Origin of the sequence: Mycobacterium asiaticum, from assembly GCF_001673635.1 — a bacterium.
Taxonomy (GTDB): Bacteria; Actinomycetota; Actinomycetes; order Mycobacteriales; family Mycobacteriaceae; genus Mycobacterium; species Mycobacterium asiaticum_C.
The window spans coordinates 42260-58499 of the sequence record NZ_LZMH01000061.1; the positions used below are offsets into that span (position 1 = coordinate 42260).

The following is a 16240-nucleotide window of genomic DNA, read 5'->3' on the forward strand; positions in this document are numbered from 1 at the left end:
GCGCAGTACGGGCCTATAGCTCAGGCGGTTAGAGCGCTTCGCTGATAACGAAGAGGTCGGAGGTTCGAGTCCTCCTAGGCCCACGATCATGTGCCCGTCAAGACGTCGTGTGAAGTTCACCTTGCCGCTGGCCGCGGCCGCCTTGGGCGCGGCTGCGGCGGTGGTTCGATCCCGGCGCGATGTCGAGGTGTGGCACGTGGCGCCCGATCCAACCTCTGGTCAAGCACCCGACCAGCCCGAGGGGCCTTAGCTCAGTTGGTAGAGCACCGCCTTTGCAAGGCGGGTGTCAGGGGTTCGATTCCCCTAGGCTCCACAGGTTTTCGCTCCACCGAGCGTGCGCCTTACGTAGGCAAACGGCCGTCAGAGCATCCACAGCCCCCACGTTCGACGACGAACATTACGGACGCGGCTGTACGTCCACGCTCGGCGGGAGCGGCGACGGCTCGGGGCGCGTCGAGCGCCGCACGATGCTGAACGCGATCGCTCCACCCGCAAGCGCCACCCCGGCGGCGCCGGCGATCACCCACGGCTTCTTGGACCGCCGCTGGTTGCGCCGCGCCTCTTGCAGCAACTGTGGCAGGTTGGCGACCACTTCCTGCGCGGCCGCCAGCTCCTGGCCGATGCTCTCCTGCGCCGCGGCGAGCTCCCGGGCCAGCCGGCCCTCGCGGTAGCGCCGGCGAAGCTCCGTCGCGGTGGAGTGCGCCGACTGCACTCCCAGCCCCACCACGCCGCGAGTCACGTCCACCGGTCCCACCGCCGAATAGGTCAGGCCCCGGGTGAGTCGCTCGCGGGGGGTCAACGAGGCTTCCGCCTTCTCGCTCATCTGCCGCCTTTCTATGCACCGCTCAAGTCCTACGCAGTCCTATCAGTTACCGAGCCGCCGAGCTAGTACCTGGGCGATCGACACCGGCTGCGGCGCTAGTCGTGGGTAGTGGCAGACTGTGATCCCGTGACTAACAGCCCCATTCAGACCGCCACCGCAACCCTGCACACCAACCGTGGAGACATCAAGGTTGCCCTGTTCGGGAACCACGCGCCCAAGACCGTCGCAAACTTTGTCGGCCTGGCGCAGGGCACCAAGGAGTACTCGACCCAGAACGCGTCGGGTGGCCCCTCGGGCCCGTTCTACGACGGTGCGGTTTTCCACCGGGTCATCCGGGGCTTCATGATCCAGGGCGGCGACCCGACCGGTACCGGTCGCGGCGGCCCGGGCTACAAGTTCGCCGACGAGTTCCACCCCGAGTTGCAGTTCGACCGGCCTTACCTGCTCGCGATGGCCAACGCCGGTCCGGGCACCAACGGCTCCCAGTTCTTCATCACCGTGGGCCCGACGCCGCACCTGAACCGCCGCCACACCATCTTCGGTGAGGTCATCGACGCTGACTCGCAGCGCGTCGTCGAGACCATCTCGTCGACGGCCACCGACGGCAACGACCGCCCCACCGACCCGGTCGTCATCGAGTCGATCACCATCTCCTGACGCGCGGCTCGCGAGGCGCGCTACGGTGCGCTGGCAGACCGGATGAAGGCCGCGTAGCTAGCGGCTAGTTAGCGCGTGCCCTTCTTTCGGGGCCCGGCGTATCCGGCGTCCGTGAGGGCGTCCAGCACCTCCAACGGATCAGTGCCAAGGTCCCACCGCGACAGGATCAGCAGTCCCCCGCCGGTGGTTTCGATCTCCAGCAGGCGGACCCTGCGCGTGTGCCGACGGAACTCCGAGATACGAATGATTTCGATGGAATCCCGACGCAATGTCTGCGTTCGAAACCACCCTCGCACGGCCAGACCATCCGGTGTGATTGCCAGCTTGGGCCGCGCGCGCCATGACGCGCCCGCAAACAAGATCAGACCCGCCGCCGCCACGCCGGCGATGACACGCCCGGGCGGGTCTGTGACGAGGGTCACAGTGGCGATAGCCAACACGACGCCAGCAAGCCCGCAACCAGCGATTCCAGCCGGATGTGGCGCCCATTCAGTTTGCTGCATGCCTTAGCTGCACCCTCCTACCACGGTGGATACGGTTATCCACAGACGCTATCAACAGTGGGGATGAATCACACGCGTGTGATTGGGTGACGGGAAGGTTGCTGACGCGCAAACAAAACCGCCGCAAGATGAATACATTCCGGCTGCACCCACCCCCGACCGGGTCGGTCAGTGCCAGCGCATGGTTAGCAAAAGGCCGGTGATCATGAAAGCGAACGCGATCGCGTAGTTCCACGGACCCAGCTCGGCCATCCAATGCAACCAGGTAGGGGCTTGCGGGCCGTAGGCGGCCAACTGGAACACCATCAGCCAGACCAGCCCGATGAGCATCAGTCCGATGAACAACGCGACGAACCACACACTCGACGGCCCGACCTTCACCTTCACCGGCGTGCGGCTTACCGCGCTGACGGTGAAGTCGTTCTTCTTGCGGACCTTGGACTTCGGCATTTGTTACCTCTGATATCGGGTGCAACGATTACGGTTGCAAGCAGGCAGAGCTCGAACATGAGACTAGCCCACTTGGCCCGAACGCCAGGAAACCGGAGACACGATGATCGATCGGCGCCGTTCGCCGTGGCGCTTCGGTGTCCCGCTGGTGTGCCTGCTGGCCGGCCTGTTACTGGCCGCCACGCACGGGGTCTCCGGTGGATCGGAAATCCGGCGCAGCGACGCTCCCCGACTGGTCGACCTGGTCCGTGAGACGCGCGACTCGGTCAGTCGCCTGGACTCCGAGCGGCAGGCGCTGACCAGCAAGATCGACGCCTTTCATGGCCGCTCATCGGACACCGCGCTGCAGGCGATGCTCAGGCGGGCGGCCGAGCTGGCCGGCGAGGCGGACATGAATCCCGTCCATGGTCCGGGCCTGGTGGTAGTCCTCAACGACGCCCAGCGCGACGCCAACGGGCGCTTTCCTCGCGATGCCACGCCGGACGACCTCGTGGTGCACCAGCAGGACATCGACGGCGTCCTCAACGCGATGTGGAGTGCCGGCGCAGAGGCCATCCAGATGCAGGATCAGCGCATCATCGCGACCTCGGTCGTGCGCTGCGTCGGCAACACGCTGCTGCTCAACGGGCGCACTTACAGCCCGCCCTATTCGATCACCGCGATCGGCAATGCCGCGGCCATGCAGGCCGCCCTGGCCGCCGCTCCCCTGGTGACGCTGTACAAGCAGTACGTGGTCCGGTTCGGGCTGGGCTACCGCGAGGAGGTCAAGTCCGACGTCGCGGTCGCGGGCCATGCCGATCCGGTGCGGTTGCACTTCGCGCAGCCGATAGGCCCGATCGGCTACTGACAACGGCGTTCCGGCACGGACGGTAACCTGTGACGGTGCGGATCCTGGTCGTCGACAACTACGACAGCTTCGTGTTCAACCTGGTGCAGTACCTGGGCCAGCTGGGCGTCGAGGCGACAGTGTGGCGCAACGACGACGCCAGACTCAGTGACCCGGACGCGATCGCCGCGGAGTTCGACGGCGTACTGCTCAGTCCCGGACCCGGAACCCCTGAACGTGCCGGCGCCTCCATCAGCCTGGTCCGCGCGTGCGCCGCGGCCCACACGCCGCTACTCGGGGTATGTCTGGGACATCAGGCGATCGGCGTCGCGTTCGGCGCCACAGTGGACCGGGCGCCCGAGCTCCTGCACGGCAAGACCAGCAGCGTGCACCACGCGAATGATGGTGTGCTGCAAGGGCTTCCGGACCCGTTTACGGCGACCCGCTACCACTCGCTGACCATCCTGCCCGAATCGCTGCCCGCCGAGTTGCAAGCCATCGCCCACACCCCGAGCGGAGTGATCATGGCGGTCCGGCACACCGAGCTGCCGATCCACGGGGTGCAGTTCCATCCCGAGTCGATACTCACCGAAGGTGGGCACCGGATGCTGGCGAACTGGCTGGTCTACTGCGGCTGGGCGCGCGACGACACCCTGGTTCGCCGACTGGAGAACGAGGTTCTCACGGCGGTCCGGCCGCACATCTCGGGCGGCCAATCCGGTCCCGAAGAGGCTACTGACCGAACCTCAGCGTGATCACACCGTCGCGGTTGACGCCGGTCCCCGCCGCTGGGCTCTGAGAGACCACCTTGTTGTGCAGGTTGCCGCCGGCATCCACGTCGGCCCCCTTGTCCAGCACGCCGGTCCAGCCCAGCGCGCGTAGCCGGGGCTCGGCGTCCGTCCAGAACATGCCCGAGAGGTCGGGCATCAGGAACTGGTTGCCTTTGGACACCTGTATGTCGATTACCGAATCGACCGGAACCGTCTGACCCTTTGGGGGATTGGTGCTGATCACCTCCCCCGCCGGCTTGGTGCTGTCCACCTGCGACTGACTGAATTTGGTGAAGCCGTAGACCGTGAGGTTCTTCTGTGCCAGCTCGACGGTCTGCCCGGAGACGTCCGGAATCTCCTTGGTCTCGGGTCCGGAGCCCACAATGATCGTGATCACGTTGGTGATCGCCGAGGTCTGATTGGCCGGCGGGTTCGTGCCGATCACCTTGCCCGCCAGGTCCGGTGTGGACGGCGAATTGGCCTGCTTGAACTTGTTGAAACCGGCCGCGGTGAGCTTCTTGACCGCCTCGGAGTAGGTCAGCGCCGATACATCGGGCACCTCACGCTGCTCCGGGCCGGTCGACACGTTGATGGTGATCTCGTCGCCGGCACCCACCGAGGTATTGGCGGCCGGGTCGGTGCTGATCACGTGGTCGGGCGGGATCGTGGAGTCGGGTTTTTGCTGGGTGCGCGTCTTGAAGCCCTTGTTCTGCAGCGAGGCGATCGCATCGGCCGAGGTCTGACCCCGCACGTCGGGCACCTGGACGTTGCGGGTACTACCGCCGAAGGTGTTGATCGCGATGGTGACCACGATGGTCAGCACCGCCAGCACCGCGACGACCGCGATCCACCGGCCCACCGATCCGACGTTGCGGTCGTCGTCGGAGTCGTCGAAATTCTGGCGCGGCAACGGGTCGGTGCGCGGACCGCCGTGGCCCGACGACGACAGGAGCGACCGGCGCTCGGCGCCGGTGAGCACCTTGGGCGCCTCGGGCGGCTCGCCGTTGTGGACCCGGACCAGGTCGGCCCGCATCTCGGCGGCGGTCTGGTAACGGTTTTCGGGATTTTTCGCCAGCGCCTTGAGCACCACGGCGTCCAAATCGGGGGAAATGCCGGCATGACGTTCCGAGGGCGGAACGGGGTCTTCCCGCACATGCTGGTATGCCACCGCCACCGGCGAATCGCCGGTAAAGGGCGGCTCACCGGTGAGCACCTCGTAGAGCACGCAGCCCAGCGAATAGACGTCGGACCGGGCGTCCACCGAATCGCCGCGAGCCTGTTCCGGCGACAGGTATTGCGCCGTGCCGATCACCGCCGCGGTCTGGGTCACGCTGTTACCGCTGTCCGCGATCGCCCGCGCGATGCCGAAGTCCATCACCTTCACCGCGTTGGTGGAGCTGATCATGATGTTCGCCGGCTTCACATCGCGGTGAATGATGCCGTTCTGATGGCTGAAGTTCAGCGCTTGACACGCGTCCGCGATGACCTCGATGGCCCGCTTGGGCGGCATCGGGCCGTCGTTGTGCACGATGTCGCGCAGTGTGACGCCGTCGACGTACTCCATGACGATGTAGGGCAACGGTCCGGCGGGCGTCTCGGCCTCGCCGGTGTCGTACACCGCCACGATGGCCGGGTGGTTCAGCGCGGCGGCGTTCTGCGCCTCGCGCCGGAACCGGAGATAGAAGCTGGGATCGCGGGCCAGGTCGGCGCGCAGCACCTTGACCGCGACGTCGCGGTGCAGCCGCGTGTCACGTGCGAGGTGAACTTCGGACATGCCTCCGAAACCGAGGATGTCACCGAGTTCGTAGCGGTCGGACAGGTGCTGAGGGGTGGTCATCGCGCATTCTCGAATCGGGCGGGCGCCGCGTGCAGTCCAGGATTACCTGTTTCTGCGCGATCCGTCCAATCCACAATGATGCCCGGACCAGGGCCGTAGCCGGCGTCCGGCGCGCTCCCGGTATTGGTGACAGTTGGCGGCGACGGCTGCTGCTGCTGCGTGTCGGCTTTCGAGTTGATGACGATGAGCACCGCGATGATGATCGCCAGCGCACCGAGCACCCCGGCGGCCCAGAGCAGCGCCCGCTGTCCCGAGGAGAACGTGCGTCGAGCCGGTGGCGGCCGGTGCCCGCGGGCGGCGCGCCGCGGCGCCGTGCTGCGGGTGGCGGGCGAAGGCGCGATGCGGGCCGGTGCGGCCGACGGGATCGCCGCCGGCGCAGCCCGGCCGGCCGGCGGCGTCGCGCTGGGCCGGGGTGGGCGCCGACCCGCCCGGACGGCGGCGACCGCATCGGCGAAGGGCCCCCCGCTGCGGTAGCGCTGGCTGGGGTTCTTCACCAGAGTGATCTCGATGAGCTCCCGGACGTTGGGCGGCAGGTCGGCCGGCAACGGCGGCGGCGGCTCTTTGATGTGCTTCATGGCCACCGTGAGCGCGCCATCACCGGTGAATGGCCGCTTGCCCGAAACCACCTCATAGCCGACCACACCCAGCGCGTAGACGTCACTGGCCGGCGTTGCGTCGTGGCCGAGGGCCTGTTCCGGCGCGATGTACTGGGCGGTGCCCATCACCATGCCGGTCTGGGTCACCGGGGCGGCGTCGACAGCCTTGGCGATGCCGAAGTCGGTGATCTTCACCTGGCCGGTTGGCGTGATGAGGATGTTGCCGGGCTTGACGTCGCGGTGCACCAGGCCGGCGGCGTGGGCGATCTGAAGCGCGCGGCCAGTCTGTTCGAGCATGTCCAGCGCGTGCCGCAGGGACAGCCGGCCGGTGCGTTTGAGCACCGAGTTCAGCGGCTCGCCGTTGACCAGCTCCATCACCAGGTAGGCCGTGCGGCCCTCCCCGTCCATCGCGCTTTCCCCATAGTCGTGGACCTGCGCGATTCCGGGATGGTTGAGCATCGCAGTGGTGCGCGCCTCCGCGCGGAACCGCTCGATGAACTCCGGGTCCTGGGAAAACTCCTGCTTGAGCACTTTGACCGCGACGCGCCGGCCGAGGCGGCTGTCCACCGCCTCCCATACCTGGCCCATGCCGCCGGTGGCGATGAGCCGCTGCAGGCGGTATCTGCCCGACAGCGTCACCCCAACGCGGGGACTCATGTTTCCCCTCGCTCAGGTCCGACGCGACGTCGGCGACCCGCGCTTGCGACGGGTCGTGCCATCGCTGCAATCCTCACTCGCCTGTGGCGACTCATGGTCCCCCTTGCAAAGCAGCCTCGATCACTGCCCGCCCGATCGGCGCGGCCAATGCGCCTCCGGTCGCGGACAGACGATCGCCACCGTTCTCGACCAGCACTGCCACCGCAACCTTCGGGGCCTGCGCGGGTGCGAAGGCGATGTACCACGCGTGCGGCGGAGTGTGCCGCGGGTCGGTGCCATGCTCTGCGGTGCCCGTCTTGGATGCGATCTGCACGCCGGGAATCGCCCCTTTCTGCTGTGCGAGTTTCTCGGCGCCGACCATCAGCTCTGCTAGCTTAGCGGCGACCTGCGGCGACACTGCGCGGCGCTGCTGATACGGGGCGGTGGTGCTGATATTGGCCAGGTCCGGCCCCTTGAGGCTCTCGACGAGGTAGGGCCGCATCATCACGCCACCGTTGGCGATGGCCGCGGCCACCTCCGCATTCTGCAGCGGGGTGAGCGCCACATCCTTCTGCCCGATGCTGGTCATCCCCAGCGCCGCACCGTCGGCGATGGCGCCCACCGTCGATTCGGCGACCTGCAGCGGAATCGGCTCCGGAGCGGTGTCCAGGCCGAACGCCTGCGCCATGCTGCGCAGCGCGTCGGCGCCGGTCGACAGACCGAGCTGGACGAACGCGGTATTGCACGATTTGGCGAACGCCTCGCTCAGCGACACGGTGGGTTCGGAGCTGCACGCGGTGCGACCGTAGTTCTCCAGGGTGGCGGTGCTGTTCGGCAGCGGGATGGTCGGTGCCGACGTCAGCTGCTGGTTCACGGTCGCCCCGGCCTGCAGGGCCGCGGCTGTGGTGATCACCTTGAAGGTCGACCCGGGCGGGTAGGTTTCCGAGATCGCGCGATTGATCAGCGGGTTGTCGGGGTTGTCGCGGAGTCGCTGCCAGGCCTGAGCCTGTACCTCGGCGTTGTGGGATGCCAGCAGATTGGGGTCATAGGACGGCGACGACACCAGCGCCAGGATCTTGCCGGTGGCCGGTTCGATGGCGACCACGGCCCCCTTGCAGGGCGGTCCCCCGCAGCCCTGCTGCATCGCATCCCAACCGGCCTGCTGGATGCGCGGGTTGATGGTGGTGTCGACGTTGCCGCCGCGGGGGTCGCGCCCGGTGAAGAAGTCGGCCAGCCGGCGACCGAACAGCCGCTCGTCGGATCCGTTGAGCAGCAGATCTTCGGCACGTTCCAGGCCGGCGCTGGAATAACGCAGTGAGTAGAAGCCGGTGACCGGCGCGAACACCTCCGGGTTGGGATAAACCCGCAGGAAGCGGAACCGGCTGTCGGTGGCCACCGAATAAGCCAGCAGTTGGCCGCCGGCGATGATCTGTCCCCGCTGCCGCGAGTACTCGTCGAGCAGGACCCGCTGGTTGCGGGGGTCGGCACGCAACCCGTCCGCCGTGAAAACCTGCGTCATGGTGGCGTTGAGCAACAGCAGGACGATCAACGCCATCACGGTCATCGAGATCCGGCGCAGCGAGGTGTTCATACGCGCTCGATCACCTCGGTGCTGGCCGCCGCGATCGGCGACTTCTTGCGCGGGCGGGTGCGCAGCGGACGACGCGCCCCGTCGGAGACGCGAGCCAGGATGCCCAGTAGCACGTAGTTCGCCAGCAGCGACGAGCCGCCGTAGGACATCCACGGTGTGGTCAGACCGGTCAGCGGGATCAGCTTGGTGACGCCGCCGACGACGATGAACAGCTGAATCGCCAGTGTCGAGGACAGGCCGGCGGCAAGCAGCTTGCCGAAGCTGTCCCGGGTGGCGATCGCGGTGCGCATCCCGCGGATGATGACGATCGTGTAGAGCATCAGGATGCTGGCCAGCCCGACCAGCCCGAGCTCCTCGCCGAAGGCGGCGATGATGAAGTCGGTTGAGGCGGCAGGAACGGTGTCCGGCTGGCCGTTGCCCAGCCCGGTGCCGAAGATGCCACCGGTGGCGAAGCTGAACAGCGCCTGCACCATTTGGTATCCGCTGCCGTCGGGGTCGGCGAACGGGTCCAGCCACGTCTGCACCCGGACCCGCACGTGCGAGAAAAGGTAGTACGCCACCACGCTTCCCGCGGCGAACAGCACCAGCCCGAGCACCACCCAGCTGAACCGCTGCGTGGCCAGGTACACCACCACCAGAAACGACGCATACAGCAGCAGCGAGGTCCCGAGATCCTTCTCGAAGACCATCACCCCCACCGAGATCACCCACGCCGCCAGCAGCGGCGCGAGGTCGCGCGGCCGCGGCAGGGTCATGCCCATCAAATGCTTGCCGGCGCTGGTGAACAGGTTGCGCTTGGCCACCAGGACCGCAGAGAAGAAAATCAGCAGCAGGATCTTGGAGAACTCAGCTGGCTGAATTGAGAAGCCCGGCAAGCGAATCCAGATCTTGGCACCGTTCTGCTCGGACAGCGAGGCGGGCAGCAGCGCGGGGATCACCAGAAAAATCAGGCCGGTGAGGCCGCAGATGTAGCCGTACCGGGCGAGTTGCCGGTGATCCTTTAGGAACGTCACCACCAACGCGAAGGCGGTGACACCGACCAGCGTCCAGAGCATCTGCTGGTTGGCACTCGGGTGGCCGTGACGGCCAACTTCCTTGTCCACCAAGTCAAGTCGATGAATCATCACCAGACCGAGCCCGTTGAGCAGCGCCACCACCGGCAACAGCAACGGATCGGTGTAGGGCGCGAAACGGCGCAACGTCAGATGCGCGATTCCGAACAGCGCCAGAAAACCCAGCCCATAGGTGCTCAGGTCCCAGTGCAGGCCGCGCTCCTGGTTGGCCTCCACGATGAACAGCGCGGCGATGGTGATCAGCGCGGCGAAACACAACAGCAGCAACTCGGCATTGCGCCGAGTCGGCAAGGGTGGGGTCACCGCTACCGGTGCCGGCAGTTCCGTCGTCGTCATGCCGCTGCCCGGCAGTTCACGCCTTGCTGTGCGGGTTGCGGGTTTTCGCTCGTCGTCGGCGACGTCGCCGGCGGCGTCGAGGACGACGGCGTAGCAGGCGCTGCCGGGGTGGTGCTGGGGGGTGTCGTCGAAATGGTGGAGGGGTTGGCTGAAGTGGTCGAAGTGCTCGACGTGGACGGTGTGGCCGATTGGGTGCCGGGGGCCGGCGACGCCGGCGGATTGGACTCGGGTGTGCCGCTGCTGTTGGTCGACGGCGCCGGTGGCTCCGGCGGTGACGTCGCTCGGGCGGGTGGGCATTCCGGCAGCAGCGACTTGGCCAACTCGCGCAGCTGCTTACGGGCGCCCTCGAGGGTGTCGGCGGGCAACCCGTCCTGCACCGACTTGCGGGCCGAGGGGTTGAGATCCTCCAGCTTCACCTGCCGGCACCCCGATTGGTCGGGACTGGCCTCGGAGATCTCGTTGCCCTTGAGGCATCCCACCGAGTAGGTGCTGTGCAGGGACAACCCCAGCAATGAGCCCTGAATGCCGCGCATGATGGCGACCGTGCCGTTGTCGTTGGCGACGTAATAGTTGTTGCGGATGATTGCGTTGCCGATGCCCAGACCGGCGATCAACAGCAGCAATGCGAGCGCGATGACCAGCCCGAGCCGTCGGCGTGACCAGCGACGGCGAGGCGGTTCGACCGGCGGGGCAACCCGTTTGGTGACTTCGCCCTTGCGCTGGCCGATCGCCGAGGCGCGGCCGGCCGCGGTGTTGGGCAGGGTCAGCTGGTCCTCGTCGCCGTCCCCGGATACCGCCCCGGCCAGGATCGGCTGCGTCTGGCCGAACTCGTCGTCGACGACGTCCGCGACGACGACGGTGACGTTGTCCGGGCCGCCACCACGCAACGCCAATTCGATGAGGCGATAAGCACTTTCGGCGACATCGGGGATCTGCAGGGCCTCGGCGATGGTCTCGTCGCTGACCGGGTCGGAGAGTCCGTCCGAGCACAGCAGGTAACGGTCGCCGGCCCTGGCCTCCCGCATCGTCAGGGTGGGCTCGACCTCGTGGCCAGTCAGCGCCCGCATGATCAGCGAACGCTGCGGGTGGCTGTGTGCCTCCTCGGCGGTGATCCGGCCCTCGTCGACCAAGGTCTGGACGAAGGTGTCGTCCTTGGTGATCTGTGACAGTTCGCCGTCGCGGAACAGGTAACCGCGCGAGTCGCCGATGTGCACCAGGCCGAGCCGGTTGCCGGCGAACAGGATGGCGGTCAGCGTGGTGCCCATGCCCTCGAGGTCGGGTTCCATTTCGACCTGGGCGGCGATCGCGGCGTTGCCGGCCCGCACCGCGTTGTCGAGCTTGGCCAGCAGGTCACCACCGGGCTCGTCGTCGTCGAGATGGGCCAGCGCGGCAATCACCAATTGCGAGGCGACCTCGCCCGCCGCGTGGCCGCCCATACCGTCGGCCAGGGCCAGCAACCGCGCTCCGGCGTAGACGGAGTCTTCGTTGTTGGCGCGTACCAGGCCGCGATCACTGCGAGCGGCGTACCGCAGGACGAGGGTCACGGGCGCAACTCCTCAATCCCGGCGGTGAAACCGGCCGAGCCGGCACCGTCGTCGTAGCCGCGCGTCACGGGCGTAACTCTATTGCCGTCTTGCCGATCCGAACCGGCGTACCTATGGGAACTCTTACCGCAGTCGTCACCTTCGCCCTGTCGAGGTAAGTGCCGTTGGTCGATCCTAGATCTTCCACATACCATTCCGAGCCGCGCTGAGACAGCCTCGCATGCCGTGTCGAGGCGTAATCGTCAGTCAACACCAAGGTCGAGTCATCCGCGCGGCCAATCAGCACCGGTTGTCCACTCAGGGTGATGCGCGCGCCCTGCAGAGCACCCTCGGTCACCACGAGATAGCGGGCGGCGTCGCGGCGCTGGCGGGACAGTAGGTTTCCCCGCAGGGTAAGACCGCGCCGCACCATCACCGCGCCCGTCGGCGCATAGATGTCAGTGCGCAGGATCCGCAACACCGACCAGATGAACAGCCACAGCAGCATCAGGAAACCGGCACGCGTCAGTTGCAGTACCAACCCCTGCATCTGGCGGTCCTTTCCGTCCCGGCACTGCCCTCCCCGCGCCCCTGTTGCCGAGCACCTCGGCAAAGTCACGATACTTCGACAGCGGCCGACGCGGGAGATGCGCGACCGCTTCGAAACAATGGGTTCAGTGGATCCGGACGATGATCTCGGAATGACCCAGCCGGATCACGTCACCGTCGGCCAACTGCCATTCCTGCACCGGCGCGTTGTTGACCGTGGTGCCGTTGGTGGAGTTCAGATCGGACAGCAACGCGACCTGGCCGTCCCAGCGGATCTCCAGATGCCGACGGGAAACGCCGGTGTCCGGCAACCTGAACTGGGCGTCCTGGCCGCGTCCGATGATGTTGGAGCCGTCCCGCAGCTGGTAGGTCCGCCCGCTGCCGTCGTCGAGCTGCAGGGTCACCTGCGCGCCGACCGAGCCGTAGCCGCCCTGCCCGTAGCCGCCGTACCCGCCGCCGACCTGCCCGTAGTCCGATGCGGCCTGCTGGCCGTAGTCGGGTGCGGGCGGTTGACCGTAGTCGTAGTCGCGGCCGGCCGGCTCACCGTAGCCGCCGCCCTGCGGGGCGTACCCGCCCGGCGCCGCGGTCTCGGCGTACTGCGTGTAGTCACCGCTGCTGCCGTAGTCCTGTCGGTAGCCGCCCTGCTGGTAACCCTGGTCCTGGCCGTAGCCGCCGCCCTGGTCGGGGTACGACGGGCGCTGCGGTTCCGGGGGCGCCGAAGGTGCGCTCGGGGCGCCGTAGCCACCGTCGTCCTGGCGGGCGGGCTCGCGTCCGTAGTCGCCGTAGCCGCCGTAACCGGGCTGGCCGCCCTGGGGTTGGCCCTGCGGCTGGCCGTAGCCGCCGCCCTGCTGGTAGCCCTGGTCCTGGCCGTAGCCGCCGCCCTGCTGGTACCCCTGGTCCTGGCCGTAACCACCGCCTGGGCCGCCATAGCCGCCGGCCGGCGGAGCGGGCGGCGCCACGGGAGGCTGCGCCTCATACGTCGGTGCGTAGCTGCCCTGGCCCTGGTCGCCGTAACCGCCGCCTTGCTCGCCATAGCCGCTGGGGGCGCCGTAGCCGCCGCCCTGGTCCTGGTAACCGCGCTGCTCCGGGTAACCGCCGGGCGCGCCGTAGCCGCCCTGGCCCTGGTAGCCGCCGCGCTGGTCGTAGCCACCGGGTGCGGAGCCTTGGTCGTAGCCACCCTGATAGCCGCCGCGCTGGTCGTAGCCGCCCTGCGGGGGGCCCTGGTCGTAGCCCTGACCGCCGTAACCGCCCTGATCCTGCTGGGGCTGCTGCGGCGGGTAACCCTGCTGTGGCGGGTAGCCGCCGGCCTCGGGCGGATACCCCGGAGGGCCACCCTGCTGGTAGCGGTCGTCGTAGTACTCGTCGGGCCGCCCCTGCCCCTGACCGCGGTAGCTCGGATTGTCAGTCATCGGTCGTACTCCTGGTTCTGCGCCAAACGCATCATCTGATTGTGGCGGGGCGGAATGTGTAACCGTCGGGCGGGGCTCGACGTCGGGGTTGACAGTCCCGCGGGCGCGGAACTGGCCGGTATGCAGGTTCGAGGACCGCTCGAACCGGACGACCACATCACCATACGTTTGCCACCCCTGTTCTTGGATATAGTCGGCCAGGTACCGAGCAAAAGCGCCCGACGTGAGCTCCGGGTCAGCGCCCAACTTCTCGAAGTCGTGCACACTGAGGGTAATGATGTATTCGTTGGGTGCCAAAAGGCGGTTTCCCGGCAGCGAGCGGACGCCATCTGCGGCTTCCCGGCGCAGCAGGACTTCCACCTCTTGGGGAACGATCGATCCGCCGAACACACGAGCAAACGCATCACCCACGGTCGCTTCGAGTTTGCGCTCGATGCGCTGAACTAGCCCTCGTTGGCTACCCATTCTCGCGCGCTCGCCTCACTCGTGTTGTAAGGAAGATCGTCGGCGGACGGCAATCGATGCGGCCGCGTGGCGTTTCAACCCCAATCGTATCGGGACTGTGCGATCCGGCGTCACCGTGAGATTTCTGAGAATCACATCGATACCGTTCAGAGACCTGTACGGCCCGGGGGCCACTCCCACGGTTGGGGCGCGCGGCTACTACAGTGATATGGTCCTCCGGTTGTTTCGGGCGAGTGGCGGAATGGCAGACGCGCTGGCTTCAGGTGCCAGTGTCCTTCGGGACGTGGGGGTTCAAGTCCCCCTTCGCCCACAGATTTCCCCGGCTTCGCGCCGGGGTTTTTTGTTGCCGAGCAGACGCAAAAGCCCCATTTCGTGGCCCAAATAGGGGGCTTTCGCGTCTGCTCGGCGGGAGCGGATGCGGCGCCGTCTACGGTCTATCTGGAAAACGCGACGACCGAGGGAGCCGCAGAGTTGAACATCGACCCCGCCGCCACGGCCTGGCTGCTTGCCAGCACCGCCCTTGTGCTGCTGATGACGCCCGGGCTGGCGATCTTCTACGGCGGCATGGTGCGCACGACCGGCGTGCTCAACATGATCATGATGAGCTTCATCTCAATCCCACTGGTGACGGTGGCGTGGCTGCTCGTCGGCTACAGCCTGGCGTTCTCCGACGGCGGGGCCGGCGGCTTCGTCGGCGGCCTGACCCACGCCGGCATGAGCGGCATCGGCCCGGACACCCTGCACGACAAGGTGCCCGAGCTGCTGTTCGCCACGTTCCAGTTGACCTTCGCGATCATCACCGCGGCTCTCGTCAGCGGCGCCATCGCCGACCGCGCCAAGTTCGCCGCGTGGATGGTGTTCGTGCCGCTGTGGTCGGTGGCGGTCTATGCCGTCATCGCCCACTGGGTGTGGGCGCCGACCGGCTGGCTCTACAAGATGGGCGTGCTCGACTACGCGGGCGGCCTGGTCGTGGAGATTGTGTCCGGTTCCTCGGCGCTTGCGCTGGCGCTGGTGCTGGGCCCGCGCATCGGCTTCAAGGTGGAGGCGATGCGCCCGCACAACCTGCCCTTCGTGCTCCTCGGTGTGGGGCTGCTGTGGTTCGGCTGGTTCGGGTTCAACGCGGGTTCCGCGCTGGCCGCCAACGGGATGGCCTCCGCGATCTTCCTCAACACCCTGGTCGCCGGCTGCTTGGGCATGCTGGGCTGGCTTTCGGTGGAACAGATCCGGGACGGCAAGCCCACGACATTCGGTGCGGCCTCCGGCGTGGTCGCCGGTCTGGTGGCCATCACGCCGTCGTGCGGGGAGGTCAACACCCTCGGCGCCGCCGTCGTCGGACTCACGGCCGGCGTCGTCTGCTCGTTCGCCATCCTGGCCAAGTTCAAGCTCAACTATGACGACTCACTCGACGTGGTGGGTGTGCACTTCGTCGGCGGCGTCGTGGGCGTGCTGCTGATCGGGCTGTTCGCTACCGCGGTGATGACCAGCGGCCCGAAAGGCCTCTTCTACGGCGGCGGGCTCGGACAGCTCGGCAAACAATCGCTTGCGATGGTGGTGGTCGGCTTGTACGCCTTCGCGACGAGCTACGTGCTGGCCAAGGTGATTGACCGGCTGGTGGGTTTCCGGCTCAGCGCGGCGGACGAGAAGAGCGGCGCCGACCTCACTCAGCACGCCGAGACGGCCTATCCCGAAGGCGTGTACGGCCACCAGGCTCCGCGCCGCGCATCGTCATTCGGCGAGCGGGACGAGGCCCGTCCCCGGTTCGACGACGACGACGAATGAGCCGTGCCACGCACATCGGTAATCTAACTGCGTGAACAGCCAGACGGTGCCCGGTGGGGTCGTGCACGAGCTGCCCGTTGACCTGCGAGACGCGCTGATCGCCAATTCCACCGCCCTTGCGCTATGGCAGGACATCACGCCGCTGGCGCGCAATGAGTTCATCTGCTGGGTCGAAGACGCCAAACAGCAGGTGACCCGCGAGCGCCGCATCCGGCGGACCCAGGAAGAGCTCGAGGAAGGCAAGCGCCGACCCTGCTGCTGGCCGGGTTGCAAACACCGCGAGCGCAACGGCAGGTAGCCGGTCGCCCGCAGCGCTGTGGCAGCACCGCGCATGCGGGTGGGGGGTATCCACTATGCCGGTGAGGGGTATGGGCTAGTTAGGTTTGCCTACACAATGTAAGGGTGGGGATTGCGCAT

15 protein-coding genes and 3 tRNA genes are annotated in these 16240 nt (G+C 67.3%); 8 read left to right on the forward strand and 10 right to left on the reverse strand.

Translation table 11 applies throughout. The features are described from left to right. The first annotated feature begins 9 nt into the window (after positions 1–9). Both A5645_RS17300 and A5645_RS17305 read left to right on the forward strand, forming a co-directional pair. A tRNA-Ile gene (locus A5645_RS17300) sits at positions 10–83 on the forward strand. Between the two features lie 157 nt (positions 84–240). Beyond that, positions 241–313 (forward strand) — tRNA-Ala (locus A5645_RS17305). Positions 314–397: 84 nt separating this feature from the next. Here A5645_RS17305 and cwsA read toward each other — a convergent pair. After that, positions 398–823, reverse strand: coding sequence for a cell wall synthesis protein CwsA (cwsA, locus tag A5645_RS17310; RefSeq protein ID WP_065034294.1), 426 nt, complete (start codon positions 821–823; stop codon positions 398–400). A 108-nt stretch (positions 824–931) separates the two neighbouring features. Here cwsA and A5645_RS17315 point away from each other — a divergent pair, with 108 nt between their 5' ends. Next, complete coding sequence (locus A5645_RS17315) at positions 932–1480, forward strand: peptidylprolyl isomerase (protein ID WP_036362276.1); 549 nt, start codon at positions 932–934, stop codon at positions 1478–1480. Between the two features lie 68 nt (positions 1481–1548). On the opposite strand, the gene A5645_RS17320 is transcribed toward A5645_RS17315, so the two are convergent. Continuing rightward, positions 1549–1983, reverse strand: coding sequence for a PH domain-containing protein (locus A5645_RS17320; protein ID WP_065034293.1), 435 nt, complete (start codon positions 1981–1983; stop codon positions 1549–1551). Between the two features lie 168 nt (positions 1984–2151). Then, complete coding sequence (crgA, locus tag A5645_RS17325) at positions 2152–2433, reverse strand: cell division protein CrgA (protein WP_036362273.1); 282 nt, start codon at positions 2431–2433, stop codon at positions 2152–2154. Positions 2434–2536: 103 nt separating this feature from the next. On the opposite strand from crgA, the gene A5645_RS17330 reads away from it, so the two are divergent. Beyond that, positions 2537–3280: a DUF881 domain-containing protein gene (locus A5645_RS17330; RefSeq protein WP_065130440.1), complete on the forward strand. Its 744-nt coding sequence runs from the start codon at positions 2537–2539 to the stop codon at positions 3278–3280. A gap of 35 nt (positions 3281–3315) precedes the next feature. Next, the gene (locus A5645_RS17335; RefSeq protein ID WP_065130524.1) at positions 3316–4014 is read left to right on the forward strand and encodes an aminodeoxychorismate/anthranilate synthase component II; all 699 of its coding nucleotides are present in this window, start codon (positions 3316–3318) and stop codon (positions 4012–4014) included. Here A5645_RS17335 and pknB read toward each other — a convergent pair. The 7 genes from pknB to A5645_RS17370 form a co-directional block, all read right to left on the reverse strand. Beyond that, on the reverse strand, positions 3992–5866 hold the full coding sequence (gene pknB, locus A5645_RS17340) for a Stk1 family PASTA domain-containing Ser/Thr kinase (protein WP_065034291.1): 1875 nt from the start codon (positions 5864–5866) through the stop codon (positions 3992–3994). The genes A5645_RS17335 and pknB overlap by 23 nt on opposite strands. Continuing rightward, positions 5863–7119 carry a serine/threonine-protein kinase gene (locus A5645_RS17345; protein WP_065130441.1) on the reverse strand — a complete coding sequence of 419 codons (1257 nt, stop codon included), beginning with the start codon at positions 7117–7119 and terminating at the stop codon, positions 5863–5865. Before A5645_RS17345 ends, pknB begins: the two co-directional genes overlap by 4 nt. 91 nt (positions 7120–7210) lie before the next feature. Then, complete coding sequence (gene pbpA / locus A5645_RS17350; RefSeq protein ID WP_065130442.1) at positions 7211–8689, reverse strand: D,D-transpeptidase PbpA; 1479 nt, start codon at positions 8687–8689, stop codon at positions 7211–7213. Next, positions 8686–10098: an FtsW/RodA/SpoVE family cell cycle protein gene (locus tag A5645_RS17355; RefSeq protein ID WP_065034288.1), complete on the reverse strand. Its 1413-nt coding sequence runs from the start codon at positions 10096–10098 to the stop codon at positions 8686–8688. Before A5645_RS17355 ends, pbpA begins: the two co-directional genes overlap by 4 nt. After that, entirely contained in the window at positions 10095–11642 is a 1548-nt protein-coding gene (locus A5645_RS17360; protein ID WP_065034287.1) for a protein phosphatase 2C domain-containing protein, read from the reverse strand. The genes A5645_RS17355 and A5645_RS17360 overlap by 4 nt, the downstream gene beginning before the upstream one ends. 64 nt (positions 11643–11706) lie before the next feature. Then, positions 11707–12171 (reverse strand): FHA domain-containing protein FhaB/FipA, encoded by a 465-nt coding sequence (locus A5645_RS17365; protein WP_036362250.1) that lies wholly within the window; start codon positions 12169–12171, stop codon positions 11707–11709. A gap of 124 nt (positions 12172–12295) precedes the next feature. Further along, positions 12296–14044 carry an FHA domain-containing protein gene (locus A5645_RS17370; RefSeq protein ID WP_065130443.1) on the reverse strand — a complete coding sequence of 583 codons (1749 nt, stop codon included), beginning with the start codon at positions 14042–14044 and terminating at the stop codon, positions 12296–12298. A gap of 227 nt (positions 14045–14271) precedes the next feature. On the opposite strand from A5645_RS17370, the gene A5645_RS17375 reads away from it, so the two are divergent. From A5645_RS17375 to A5645_RS17385, 3 genes are all read left to right on the forward strand, one after another. Beyond that, positions 14272–14354: transfer RNA gene (locus tag A5645_RS17375), tRNA-Leu, on the forward strand. A gap of 161 nt (positions 14355–14515) precedes the next feature. Beyond that, positions 14516–15823: an ammonium transporter gene (locus tag A5645_RS17380; RefSeq protein ID WP_065130444.1), complete on the forward strand. Its 1308-nt coding sequence runs from the start codon at positions 14516–14518 to the stop codon at positions 15821–15823. Between the two features lie 31 nt (positions 15824–15854). Continuing rightward, on the forward strand, positions 15855–16121 hold the full coding sequence (locus A5645_RS17385) for a YdeI/OmpD-associated family protein (protein ID WP_065034284.1): 267 nt from the start codon (positions 15855–15857) through the stop codon (positions 16119–16121). The last annotated feature ends 119 nt before the right edge of the window (positions 16122–16240 follow it).